We start from the raw sequence: 11,661 nt of genomic DNA on the forward strand, positions 1-11,661 counted from the left end.
CTGTGTTGCGGGGCCGAGGCGTCGTGGTCCACCGAGGGGGTGTAACCGCACGGCCCGCGAACGTGGCCACCGCACAGCTAATCGTTCGCCGCCGCGAAGCTGCGCGCAAGAGCCGCAGCGTTGCCGGTGACATTTGGACCCCGCCAGCATCAACGGCACAGGCGGACCGCTCGGCACCAGCTGCCCGACAACTCGTCGACCACGGTCGAACATCGTGCGGCACAACCGATTACGACACGCCAGAAATAACGTGAGAATACGGGCTTGGGGCTGTGCCTCGCCGAATCCGCACGAGCGAGTTGATAGATTCCAATGTCGCCACTGGACGCATTGTCGACGACAACGCCTGCCCATTGGTTACGGCCAGACTCCGAGGACGGGCGGGCCACTTATCCCCGGGCGCACCACCGACCAGCGCACCTGAGTGTTGACTCTCAAACGTCGTCTTGGTCGACGTCGGACTCGACGCGGTCTGGGTCGAGCCGGCCGATTATGTCCAGTTCGCCCGCGGCACCTTCAACATTCCCGCCGGCGCTCTCGACTGCCCGATCGGCGTTACGACGATCCGAACCCCGTACGGAAGGCCGCTGCAGTCGGTCAGTCAGGAATCCCTGGAAATGCGGGCACGTCATAATGTCGTCGTGCGGGCATTCGCCCTCGAGCATATCGAGTGCGGCCTGCGCCAGGGCGATACGTGCCAGCAACTTCTCGCGGTGGCGGGCCAGCACCTCATGGCGGGCCGGTGCGGACCGGGCGGCCAACATCGTCCGGATGTCCGCGAGTCCGAAGCCCGCTTCCTTCGAAATCAGGATCGCCGCCACCCGGTACAGGTCCGCGTCGGTGTAGCGGCGACGGTCACCCGCGCGGGCCGGTGTCAGCAGTCCTTGCGCCTCCCAATGCCGCAGCACGTGTGTCGGCAACCCGAACCGAGCGGCCACCTCGCCGATTGACTTCATGTTGACATTAAGTCGCACAATGACGGACATGTCCACGTTGCTTACCCTCCTCGACGCTCTTGACGATCTACCCCAGGCTCGTAACCTGCGGGAACGCACCTACCACGCGCTGGGCGACACCGTCGTCGACGTCGGCTGCGGGGGCGGTCGCGCCGTCGGCGAGTTGGCCGCCCGTGGGGTGAGGGCCATTGGCATCGACCTGGACCCCGCCATGATCGAGATCGCCATCGAGCGCTGGCCCACAAGCGAGTTCCACGTCGCCGACGCCACCGCGCTGCCTCTCGACGACGGCTCGGTCACCGGCTACCGTGCCGACAAGGTCCTGCACGCCCTCGCCGAACCCGAGCAAGCCGTCATCGAGGCCCGCCGCGTCCTGGCCAAAAACGGCCGCGCGGTGCTCGTCGGCCAGGACTGGGACACGTTCGTGATCGACTCCGACGATCCCGAACTCACCCGTACGCTCGTCCACGCTCGCGCGGACGGCATGCCCAACCCACGGGTCGCTCGCCGATACCGGAACATCCTGCTGGACAACGGGTTCACCAACGTCACCGTCGAGGTCCACACGATCGTGTGGACAGACGCCGCGGTCCTGCCGATGCTCGCCAACATCGCCGGAAAAGGCACTTGGCTCGACGACCAAGCCGCCAGGGCACACGACGATCGGTTGTTCGTCGCCGTCCCGGTCTTCCTCGCCTGCGGGACTCGCGCCGATTGAGTGCCAGCTCGCCGTCGGCGGCGATCATCGGTACGACGTCGACGTTGATTTCCCCGGCCTACTCAGCCGGTGTTCGACCCGGTCGCATCGAGGACTATCACCTCGATCACCGAAGCCGTCCGCCCGTGGGCTGACCCACACGGGGCCGCGATGCTTGGCCTCGCGTCAACTGGTCACCTGGAAAATCAACTCCGATGGCTCACTGCTGTCGTCGGTGTAGATCGGCGTTGACTCACCAGCTCAGCGGGATTCGCAGTCGACAACGAGACGTGCGGGATTTCGTGACAGGCGATGGTGTCAGGATTGATTCAGGCCGGTGCGGATTGCCGCCACCGTGGCGGTGAGCCGGGCCTGGTGCGAGCCCTGCCAGTAGATCCGCCCACAGTCGCGGCACTGCCGAAACGTGTTGTAATGGCGGCGAGTGAGTGGTTCCAGCCGATCTTCGACCTCGGCTTTGGCGACCGCGACGACGGTGCCACCGCAACGCAGGCAGCGGGTGAACGGGGCCAGCCGCTCGACGAGGTCGAGCCGCCGGATCACCTCGACGATCTGATCTACCGGCCGGTCCGACCGGATGTACACACCGTGAGTTACGTTGCGCCGCTTCAACAGTCCGCGGTCGCGGGTGAGCAGAATCCGGTGCTCGGCCGCCGACAGTTCGGCGAGTGCGGCATCGTCGGCGTCCCACCGGCAGTGCACGTCCAGGCCCATCAGCCGCATCAGCTTGGCGAGTCCGCCTAGATTGACGTCGGCGACGAAGCGCGGCTCGCGCAGCGGGTGTGGGCGCACCCTGGTAGTCCGGCCGATGTCCAGCGTCTCGAACACGGGATAGGCGGTGATTCGATCGCCGTCGCGCGGGTGCTGGCCGAAGGCCGCCGGTTGCCCGTTGACCAGAACGAGGTCGACCTCGGTGTGCGGGATGCCAGCCGCCTCGATGACGTCCTTCACGGTTTGGTGCGGCCGGAATGGTCGGCGCAGCACCGTGTATCGGTCGTCGGGCCGGAGGAAGTCGTTCAGCTCGGCGTAGATCCGGATGTCGACGCTCATTCGACGAATACCGCCATTGATGCCGTGAAGCCGTGTAGCGCATTGCGGCCTGCGATGGGGCCGATTTCGCCCGCGGCGAAGAAGCCGGCAAGCGGGATGCCGTCGAGCGCGTCCTCGATCGCGGTGGCGTCGTGGTTCGCGACCCCGAACATCCGCCGGCCGCGTCCGTTGCAGGTGAACAGCAACGCACCGGCGGGGCGTCCGGGTAGGTCCGAACCTGCGTGTAGGAGGGCTGCGCGTAGATCTTCATCTGCCCCGGCCGCGTCGCGGACCTGGAACTGCACGGTTGTGCCGACCTCGACAATTTCGCCGATCTCGATCGCGCCGCTGGATGGGTCGGCACCGAGCAGGCCGCGGATCAGGAAATCGCCCTGCCCCGGCGCTGAGAGATGCTCGTCGACTACGACTCCGATCTGCAGTCCGTGGGTCACCAGTTCCTGTTGGTCGGGTGGCAGCGCCTCGACGATCTCGCGTAATCGCTCGAAGGGTGGGCGGCTGCCCAGTTCGGTGATCCGCGCGCCGCGTGCGCCGGTGACGATATAGGGGGACCCGATCGGTCGGCAGCCTTGCGACACGATGGGGACACCGCGCAGGCCGGGTAGTCGCACGCCCACGGCGCCGGAGGTCACCACCTCGTGGTCGTGGAACAGTCTGCAGCCGCCGGGCCGTTGCGCGCCGCTGACCAGCCCGCCCATCACGGTGGTGCCGGGTAGATCGGTGTTCAGGTGCTCGAGCAGTATGTCGGCCGGGAAGGAGAAGGGGTCGGGCAGCAGCAGATGGAAGTCGCGCGCTGCGGTGTCGAAGCGGTAACCCGCGAGTAGCCCGCCGGCCGCTGTGCGGAGGAAGTCGAGTTGGAAGGTCTCGGCGGCGGCGGGCAATCCGGATGCCAGCCATACCGCGACCGCGGGCTCGTCCTCGATCTCGCGGCGGCCCGCGACGATCGCTTGGGCCACGCATCCGATGAGTGCGGGCACCTGGACGCTGTGGTGGACTCCGGCGAGGACGGCCGCGGCCTCGTCGGTGTGTGCTCGTGAGGCTAATAGCACAGCAAGCGATGGCGTCTCGCCCGCGATCTGATCGCGTGCGTTCGCTGCGGCTTGCGCGCCTGCTTGCCGTGCTCCCGGCGCGGTGGAGAGCCCGACTCCGATCCGCACCCTTCCATCGTAGCGAACCCCGTGGGATCGTAGGTGTTGTTGCCGCACAACACATTTCATACGCGCGGCTGGACCGGCGGGCATACGGAGCGACGTCCGATTCCGCCGGAACCGACCCCTTGGCATATTTCATCCAAGTGGTCGGGGCACGGGGTTGACGAGGTCGTGCATCAGCCCTACTTCCACTCGAACTGTTTGCCTTCCGACTTTCCGTCGTGGACGTTGTACTCGAACATGACCGCGATCCCGTTGAGACGGCTCAGTTCCTCACCGCTGGTCTCGTAGAAGACCGCCCCTCTCCAGCTGATCGCTCCAGGGCCGGTGAACCTGCCGACGCCCGTCCCCCGGAACGTAGCTGTCTGCCCGCTCGCGGTGACGACGAATCCGGTGCCTTCACCGGCGAGCGTGCCGTTGGGGCGCATCGTGCCGACGTAGGTCACCGTACTGTCGATCTGAACGCCGCAGAGTGTGCCGATCTGATGGTCGGTCACCTCGGTTCGCGGGCCGAGCCCGATATCTCCCAGAACTCGTGTACCGATTGTTTGACCATTGACTTCTCCGATTTGGTCACCAGGCATGGTGAATCTCCTTGGAGGTGTCGTGATATTTCTTTCAGATGGTCGCCTGCCACCGTACTGAACGACGGTGTCCGACCGGCTCCTCAATTCTCGGGCGCGGACCGGTGCGCCCGGCATGTCGACCGCTGAAGCGATGCCGACGATAAAATCGTAGGCGAATCCGGTTCCGTCAGCCAGCACGGTGCGCTCGAGGAATGAACCAGCCCTGTATTTCTTCGTCAACGCAGCCGCGGGCCGGGGAACGGACTGCTCAGAAACGTCGGGCGGCCTCCGGGTGCGTGGTTGGTGGCATACATCTCCACCTTCGTGCTGGTCGCAATGCCTGTTACGTCGATGGGACGGACGTTCGCCCCATCGACGGGCGGATAGCAGCGGCTATTTCGGCAGTGGGCGGGCTACTGGGGGCGATTGGTGCCGGGTATGCCCCCGATGGCCACACGGCCCGCTGAGACGCTTCGGGGATTCAGGCGGGGTTGGCCCGCAGGCCGTCCATTGCCGCAGCGATCATCGCGCGGGCATTCTGGCCGTGGATGGCTTGCTCGGTGAGCGCCTGAAAGGCCTTCTCGTACAACACGATCTCGCCAGGTTGGGTGATCGTCAGCTCTGCTGAGATGGTCTCGACCTGCACCATGCGGTTGTCGAACATGATGAAGCTGTGTGTCGGTGCGCGGAACTCCGATTCGTCGGGCAGGATGCCGAGCACGACGCGGGGCAGAGACATCGCCGTGAGCAATCGGTCCATCTGTTCGAGCATCACGTCCGGGGTGCCGACGCGGGTGCGGAGTACCTGCTCCGAGATGATGAAGTAGAAGCGGTGATTGCCTCGGTACAGCACTTGCTGACGTTCGAGGCGTGCGCCTAAACCTGGTTCGAGGTCGTTCGGTGGGTCACCGTAGAAATCGAGCACCCTGGTCACTGCGCTGACCGTCCACAGGAAACGCTCGAGCACCTCGCGGCGTTTGTGCGGGAGACGTTATCGACGATCACATACAACTTCCCGCCCGGCCAGCGCTAGCACAGTGACTGCAGGAGGGCTCGAAACTCGGTCGAGCGCTTGCGATCTCGGGTCCGGCAGTAGAGCTGACCGGTGGCCCGATCCACGGCGCTGAATAGACTAAAGTGGCAAGCATGGAGTCAATCCTGTTCGCCGAGCCACTTACTCGGCGCGCTCACACGCTTGTAGTGGGCCACAAGGTGCACCCCCCCAACAAGATTGAATCGACACGCCCGCGTACCGCCCGCTTGCTACCTTGATGTTGCCTCGACTATGAAAGGACTCCGACCGTGGAACCCGGCGCTACTGTCGACCTGCGGCAGAATCAGCCCCACACCGCCCGAATGTATGACTACTACCTCGGCGGCAAGGACCATTACAGCGCGGACGAGCAAGCGGCTGAACAGGTCGTGGCCATCTGGCCAGGAGTGCGGGTGGCCGCGCAGCAGAACAGGGCCTTCATACACCGCGTGACACGGTTCCTTGCAAACGCGGGCATTCGTCAATTCCTCGATATCGGAACCGGTATCCCGACCGAGCCGAATCTGCATCAGGTGGCCCAACAGGTCGCGCCTGACGCACGAGTCGTCTACGTCGACAACGATCCGATCGTGCTCGTCCACGCCAGGGCATTGATGGTCAGCTCACAGGAGGGGCGTACCAACTACGTCTCCGCCGACGTCACGACACCCGAAAAGATTCTCAATGCCCTGGGATTGCGCGAGACACTGGACCTGACCCAACCGGTCGCGCTCAGCCTCAACGCGCTGATGCATTTCATCCCCGACGAGCAGGATGCCTACGGAATCGTCGATACTCTGATGGACGAGCTCGTTCCTGGCTCGTATCTAGTGATGACACACGTCACGCCAGACTTCGATCCGACGGCAATAGCTACCGTGGTCGACATCTACCGCCGCAGCGGCTTGCCATGCCAGGTCCGAAGCCGAGACGAATTCACGCGGTTCTTCCAGGGACTAGAGCTGGTCGATCCCGGTGTAGAGGTGCCGCACCGCTGGCGCCCGGACGGTGTCGCATCCCCGAAGAAAATGGACGCGCAAGTGTCCGCCTACGCGGGCGTTGCACGCAAGTAATTCAACCCGCACCCAGAAGACTGGATCTGTCCCACTTTCCGTGATCGCCCCATCGCTCGAACTGCGAACGGGGACTTGGTGATTGATCATGTTGCCGGTGTTGTGATCTTGGACCGGTGGCGGTCCTGTTTCCGCATCTGGATGGCTTGCGGATCGACGGTATGCGTGGCGCCGGGCTCTCAGTGCGGATCGAGGCAGCACCCGCGACGAGCCGGTAGCGTGTCCGGGATGCGCCGTGCTGTCGGCTCGGGTGCATAGCCGACTCCTCACGACGGCTCGGCTTCCGAAGCACCCGCCGCCGGAGAGTCAGGGGCTCGGAATCGATTCGGGTATTTTCGTCGGCGGACCGCCACTTGTAAGCCTTGACGGTGTCGATGGAAATATCAGCGCAGGGCTAGGGCCAGGAAGAAGTCGACGCGATCTTCGAGGCGGGATAGATCGCGCCCGGTTAGCTCCTCGATGCGTTGGATGCGGTAGCGCAAGGTGTTCACGTGAACGTGAAGCAGTTCAGCACATTTCGTCCAGGAGCCAGAGACTTGGAGGAAGGTTTCCAAGGTGTGGACGAGGTCGGCGCGGTTCTCTTGGTCGTAGCTGGAGAGCGGGTCGAGCAACCGCAGGCGGAACATGCGGCGGACTTCGTCGGGGACGCTGGCCAGTAACAGCATGTGGGTGGCGAGTTCGTCGTGGCCGACCACGCTGGTGGGGTGGGGGCGGTCGGCGGCCAGGCGGCGGGCGTAGCGGGCTTCTTCTACGGCGCCGCGCAGGCCCTCGCCCTCTACGATTCCGCTGACGCCTATCGAGAGGTGTGCGCCTTGCAGGCCGGGTTCCAAAGCGGTTACGGCGCGGTGGATTTCGGTGATCAGGGCACCGTCGGGGTCGGCGGGGATGAGGGCGATGGCTTCGCCGTCGACGACGCCTGCGGCCGGCCTTTTGCCGTAGAGGATTTCGCGGAGCAGGACGCGTAATTCGCCGGGGCGCAAGGCATCTGCTCCGGCGGCGACCGCGATGTAGGTTTCGGCGGGGCCGAGGCCGGTCAGTTCCAAGCGGGAGATGATCTCGGCGGGTTTGGCGTCGGAGACGATCAGTTCGATGAGCTCTTGGGCGAGGCGGCCTTCGGCGCTCTGGCGGTCGTCGAGGCGGGCGCGTTCCAGCGAGACAACGGCGGCGAGTTCGCCGGTCAGGGCGCGACGCTCTTCGGGCCAGTCCTTGTAGTCGCCTTCGAAGACCAGGAACCAGTCGGCCGCGCGCGAGGTGCTGTGCTCGTCGACGGCGAACAGCGAGTAGCGAGCCTCGTCCTGAATCAAGACGTGGGGGAGGCGGCGGGCGTTCAAGAAGGCGGCGGTGACCTCGACCGGCGGTGGTGTCGCTGGTCCGGCGACCACCCGTCCGGTCGAGGAGACGACCCAACACCGCATCCCCAGATCACGCTCGATCAGCTCGAGTACCGAGCCGAGGCCGGTGCCGGCGACGAGCTGGCGGTGCCGGTCGAGGATCGCGGTCAGGTCCGCGGCGCGCCCGGTGGACAGATTGCGCGTCAGCGTCTCGGTGACCTGGGCGAAGGCGACGTCCTCGTTGACACGGAACAGCGGGATCCGGTGCCGCTGGCAGGCCTCGACGACGTCGGGCGGCGCGCCGCCATAGCGGGCGTCACCCGCGGCCAGTCCGGCGACTCCGGCGCGGGCCAGCGCGCGCACGAAGGTCTCGCTGTCCTCGGGTTTCAGCCGCCACTGCAGGCCGGTCAGGACCAGTTCACCACCGGAGAGGTAGCGGCTCGGGTCGAGCATGTCGGTGGTCACTACCCAGCGCACGAACCGGTCGAGCTCTTCTTCGCCGGTGACGAGCTCGAGCCCCAGGTCCATGGTGAGAAGTGATCTGAGTCGCACAGGTGCCGAGGCTAACAGCCGATCGCGAGGCCACATCCCAGCGCTTTGGATATTCGTACGAACAGGTCCGTGTGAACTGGCGCACAGTTCAGATTTCTGGTTCCTAGCTGCGGCGATGAACGGCGGGTGTACTTACGGCATCGAATAGCGAGCTCGATGGGAGATCGGATGTCAGGTGAGATCGGATGGCTCAACGCGCTGCCTCCGGACCGGGCCGAGGCGGAGCTGCTGACCTGCTGTGCCTCGGGTGTCTGGGCGCAGAAGGTGGCGGCCTACCGGCCCTACGTGGACAGCACGAGCCTGATGGCCGCCGCGGTTGCCGGGGTCAGGGAGCTCAGTTGGCCGGATGTCGAGGAGGCGCTGTCGGCGCATCCGCGCATCGGGGACCGCGCGAAGGCGGGGACGCCCGAACGCGAGGCGAAGTGGTCCGCCGGTGAACAGTCCGGGACCGCCGGCGCCGACCAGCTGATCCTGGACGGTATCGCCGCGGGCAACCTGGCCTATGAGCAGCGCTTCGGCCACGTCTTCCTGATCCGTGCCGCCGGCCGCAGCGCCGAGCAGATCCACGCCGAACTGCGCAGGCGGCTGGCCAATACCGCCGAGGGGGAGCGCATCGCGACCCAACGCGAACTTGCCGACATCACCCGGCTGCGGATTCGAAAGCTGTTGGAGGACAAGTGAGTCTGTCCACCCATGTGCTCGACGCGGCATCGGGTCGCCCGGCGGCCGGGCTGGCGGTGCGGCTGGAGCAGACCGATGGCACCGTGCTCGCCGAGCGCCGCACCGACGCCGACGGGCGCGTCAAGGATCTGCCCGCACCCGATATCGGTGCGCACCGGCTGATTTTCGACACCGGTGAGCTCAGCCCGTTCTACCCGTCGGTGACCATCGACTTCCACGTCGCCGACCCAGCCGAGCACTACCACGTGCCGCTGCTGCTCAGTCCCTACTCCTACTCGACCTACCGAGGTAGCTGAACAATGTCGATCAAGCTCGGGCCGAATAGATACGGCAAAGCGGAGAACCGGGTCGTCCGGGTGACGAAAACCGGTGGCGTCCACGAGATCCGGGATCTGAATGTCGGTGTGGCGCTATCCGGTGACATGGACGAGGTCCACCTGACCGGTGACAATGCGGCGGTCCTGCCGACCGACACGCAGAAGAACACCGTCTTCGCCTTCGCCAAGGAATACGGCATCACCTCGCCAGAGGCGTTCGGACTGCTGCTGGCACGGCATTTCGTCGATTCCCAGCCGACCATCGACCACGCGCGGGTCTCGCTCGAGGAGTACGCCTGGGAGCGCATCGTGGTCGGACCCGGCGATCAGCAGCACTCGTTCGTGCGGTCGGGTCAGCAGACCCGCACCGCGCGGGTGCACTACGACGGCGAAAACGCCTGGGTGGTCTCAGGTTTGGCGGGCCTGGTGGTGCTGAACTCCACCGGCTCGGAATTCCACGGCTATATCAAGGACAAGTACACGACATTGCAGGAGGCCTACGACCGCGTGCTGGCGACCGAGGTCAATGCGGAGTGGCGTTTCGCGGGTGAGCCGGGCGACTGGGACAAGGCCTACCGCGAGGTGCGCGGCGCACTGCTCGAGGCGTTCGCGCAGACCTACAGCTACTCGCTGCAGCAGACCCTCTACGCCATGGGCGACAGGGTGCTCAGCGCGGTTCCCGAGGTGTGCGAGGTCCGGCTGTCGCTGCCGAACAAGCACCACTTCGTCGTTGATCTGTCCGGTTTCGGACTGGAGAACGACAACGAGGTCTTCTTCGCCGCCGACCGTCCCTACGGCCTGATCGAAGGCACCGTCCTCAGCGAGGACGCCCCCGCGCCCGGACCCGCCTGGGAGTGACAATGGATTTCCTACGACCCGATACCTGGGCGGAGGCGCTCGAGCTGAAGGCCGCCAACCCGGAGGCCAAGCCCATTCAGGGCGGCACCGACGTGATGGTCGAACTCAACTTCGACCACGGCCGTCCGGCGGCACTGCTCGACCTCAACCGCTGTCGCGACCTGTTCGATTACTCGACCGAGGCCGACGGCCGCATCCGGATCGGCGCGGGCGTCCCGTACGTGCGCATCATCAACCGGCTCGGCCACCAGCTGCCCGGTCTGGCCCAGGCCGCACGCACCGTCGGCTCCCCGCAGATCCGCAACCGCGGCACCGTGGGCGGCAATCTCGGTGGCGCGTCGCCGGCCGGTGACGCCCATCCCGCGCTGCTGGCGGCCGATGCGGTGATCGAGGTGGAGTCCGCCGCGCGCGGCACCCGCCTCATCCCGATCGACGATTTCTACGTCTGGGTGAAGAAGAACGCCCTGGAGCCCGACGAGTTGATCCGCGCCATCTGGATCGAGCCGGCCAGCGGACCGCAGTACTTCTCCAAGGTCGGTACCCGCAACGCCATGGTGATCGCGGTCTGCGCGTTCTCCATCGCGCTGCACCCCGATACCCGCACCGTCGGCACCGGTATCGGTTCCGCCGGACCGACGCCGCTGCGGGCGCGGCCCGCCGAGGAGTTCCTGGCCGCTGCCCTCAACTGGGATGACCCGGCTCCGCTGTCGTTCGAGGTCGTCCGCGAATTCGGCGAGCTCGCCTCCGCGTCCGCCAAGCCGATCGACGACGTCCGCGGCACCGCGGAATATCGCAAACATGCCCTGACGGTGCTGGCCCGCCGCACCCTGTCCTGGGCCTGGACGGACTACCTAGCAGAAAGAAGGAGGGCAGCCTGATGCGTGTGACCTTCGACGTCAACGGCTCGCAAGAGACCGTCGACGATGTGTGGGAGGGCGAGAGCCTCCTTTATATGCTCCGCGAGCGGATGGGCCTGCCCGGCTCCAAGAATGCCTGCGAGCAAGGCGAATGCGGTTCTTGCACAGTGTATTTGGACGGTACCCCGGTCTGCTCCTGCCTCGTGGCCGCTGGCCAGGTGCAGGATCGCTCGGTCCGGACCGTCGAGGGCCTGGCCAAGGGCGCGCAGCTCGATCCGATGCAGGAGGCGTTCGTCGAGGCCGGTGCGGTCCAATGTGGCTTCTGCACACCGGGTCTCATCGTGCAGGCGCACGACCTGATCGAACGCAATCCCGATCCCTCGGATGTGGAGATCCGCGAGGCGCTCGCCGGAAACCTCTGCCGTTGTACGGGATACGAGAAGATCCTCGACGCGGTGCGTCTGGCCGCGGCACGCAAGGCGGGCAAATGAGTACAGCATCGCGCAGCGATTCCATAAGGGGTG

General features: G+C 65.7%; 13 protein-coding genes. 7 read left to right on the forward strand and 6 right to left on the reverse strand.

The features are described 5' to 3' along the window. Positions 1-434 precede the first annotated feature (434 nt). Positions 435-956: a helix-turn-helix domain-containing protein gene (locus OG874_RS07215; protein WP_330254332.1), complete on the reverse strand. Its 522-nt coding sequence runs from the start codon at positions 954-956 to the stop codon at positions 435-437. A gap of 28 nt (positions 957-984) precedes the next feature. Here OG874_RS07215 and OG874_RS07220 point away from each other — a divergent pair, with 28 nt between their 5' ends. Beyond that, on the forward strand, positions 985-1,674 hold the full coding sequence (locus OG874_RS07220; RefSeq protein ID WP_330254333.1) for a methyltransferase domain-containing protein: 690 nt from the start codon (positions 985-987) through the stop codon (positions 1,672-1,674). A gap of 297 nt (positions 1,675-1,971) precedes the next feature. On the opposite strand, the gene OG874_RS07225 is transcribed toward OG874_RS07220, so the two are convergent. From OG874_RS07225 to OG874_RS07240, 4 genes are all read right to left on the reverse strand, one after another. Further along, positions 1,972-2,721 (reverse strand): Mut7-C RNAse domain-containing protein, encoded by a 750-nt coding sequence (locus OG874_RS07225; protein ID WP_330254334.1) that lies wholly within the window; start codon positions 2,719-2,721, stop codon positions 1,972-1,974. Further along, complete coding sequence (locus OG874_RS07230) at positions 2,718-3,875, reverse strand: FIST signal transduction protein (protein ID WP_330254335.1); 1,158 nt, start codon at positions 3,873-3,875, stop codon at positions 2,718-2,720. The genes OG874_RS07225 and OG874_RS07230 overlap by 4 nt, the downstream gene beginning before the upstream one ends. A gap of 176 nt (positions 3,876-4,051) precedes the next feature. Continuing rightward, positions 4,052-4,675 carry a hypothetical protein gene (locus OG874_RS07235; protein WP_330254336.1) on the reverse strand — a complete coding sequence of 208 codons (624 nt, stop codon included), beginning with the start codon at positions 4,673-4,675 and terminating at the stop codon, positions 4,052-4,054. Positions 4,676-4,916: 241 nt separating this feature from the next. Next, positions 4,917-5,402 (reverse strand): Scr1 family TA system antitoxin-like transcriptional regulator, encoded by a 486-nt coding sequence (locus tag OG874_RS07240; RefSeq protein ID WP_330254337.1) that lies wholly within the window; start codon positions 5,400-5,402, stop codon positions 4,917-4,919. Between the two features lie 335 nt (positions 5,403-5,737). Between OG874_RS07240 and OG874_RS07245 the strand changes: the two genes are divergently transcribed. Continuing rightward, a complete protein-coding gene (locus tag OG874_RS07245) occupies positions 5,738-6,541 on the forward strand; it encodes an SAM-dependent methyltransferase (protein WP_330254338.1) in 804 nt (267 codons plus the stop codon). Between the two features lie 383 nt (positions 6,542-6,924). On the opposite strand, the gene OG874_RS07250 is transcribed toward OG874_RS07245, so the two are convergent. After that, on the reverse strand, positions 6,925-8,424 hold the full coding sequence (locus OG874_RS07250; RefSeq protein ID WP_330254339.1) for a PucR family transcriptional regulator: 1,500 nt from the start codon (positions 8,422-8,424) through the stop codon (positions 6,925-6,927). Between the two features lie 168 nt (positions 8,425-8,592). On the opposite strand from OG874_RS07250, the gene uraD reads away from it, so the two are divergent. From uraD to OG874_RS07275, 5 genes are read left to right on the forward strand one after another with little or no spacing between them, the layout of a single operon-like run. Then, positions 8,593-9,105 carry a 2-oxo-4-hydroxy-4-carboxy-5-ureidoimidazoline decarboxylase gene (gene uraD / locus OG874_RS07255; RefSeq protein ID WP_330254340.1) on the forward strand — a complete coding sequence of 171 codons (513 nt, stop codon included), beginning with the start codon at positions 8,593-8,595 and terminating at the stop codon, positions 9,103-9,105. After that, entirely contained in the window at positions 9,102-9,401 is a 300-nt protein-coding gene (gene uraH, locus OG874_RS07260) for a hydroxyisourate hydrolase (protein ID WP_330254341.1), read from the forward strand. Before uraD ends, uraH begins: the two co-directional genes overlap by 4 nt. A 3-nt stretch (positions 9,402-9,404) precedes the next feature. Continuing rightward, positions 9,405-10,280: a factor-independent urate hydroxylase gene (gene pucL / locus OG874_RS07265; protein WP_330254342.1), complete on the forward strand. Its 876-nt coding sequence runs from the start codon at positions 9,405-9,407 to the stop codon at positions 10,278-10,280. A 2-nt stretch (positions 10,281-10,282) separates the two neighbouring features. Continuing rightward, on the forward strand, positions 10,283-11,158 hold the full coding sequence (locus OG874_RS07270; protein WP_330254343.1) for an FAD binding domain-containing protein: 876 nt from the start codon (positions 10,283-10,285) through the stop codon (positions 11,156-11,158). Beyond that, a complete protein-coding gene (locus tag OG874_RS07275; protein ID WP_330254344.1) occupies positions 11,158-11,628 on the forward strand; it encodes a (2Fe-2S)-binding protein in 471 nt (156 codons plus the stop codon). The genes OG874_RS07270 and OG874_RS07275 overlap by 1 nt, the downstream gene beginning before the upstream one ends. The last annotated feature ends 33 nt before the right edge of the window (positions 11,629-11,661 follow it).

The organism is Nocardia sp. NBC_00565, assembly GCF_036345915.1.
Classification (GTDB): Bacteria; Actinomycetota; Actinomycetes; order Mycobacteriales; family Mycobacteriaceae; genus Nocardia.

Coding starts and splice junctions, on each gene's coding strand:
- OG874_RS07220 (WP_330254333.1), top strand. CDS start 985: ATGTCCACGTTGCTTACCCTCCTCGACGCTCTTGACGATCTACCCCAG.
- OG874_RS07270 (WP_330254343.1), top strand. CDS start 10,283: ATGGATTTCCTACGACCCGATACCTGGGCGGAGGCGCTCGAGCTGAAG.
- OG874_RS07225 (WP_330254334.1), bottom strand. CDS start 2,721: ATGAGCGTCGACATCCGGATCTACGCCGAGCTGAACGACTTCCTCCGG.
- pucL (WP_330254342.1), top strand. CDS start 9,405: ATGTCGATCAAGCTCGGGCCGAATAGATACGGCAAAGCGGAGAACCGG.
- OG874_RS07215 (WP_330254332.1), bottom strand. CDS start 956: ATGAAGTCAATCGGCGAGGTGGCCGCTCGGTTCGGGTTGCCGACACAC.
- uraD (WP_330254340.1), top strand. CDS start 8,593: ATGTCAGGTGAGATCGGATGGCTCAACGCGCTGCCTCCGGACCGGGCC.
- OG874_RS07275 (WP_330254344.1), top strand. CDS start 11,158: ATGCGTGTGACCTTCGACGTCAACGGCTCGCAAGAGACCGTCGACGAT.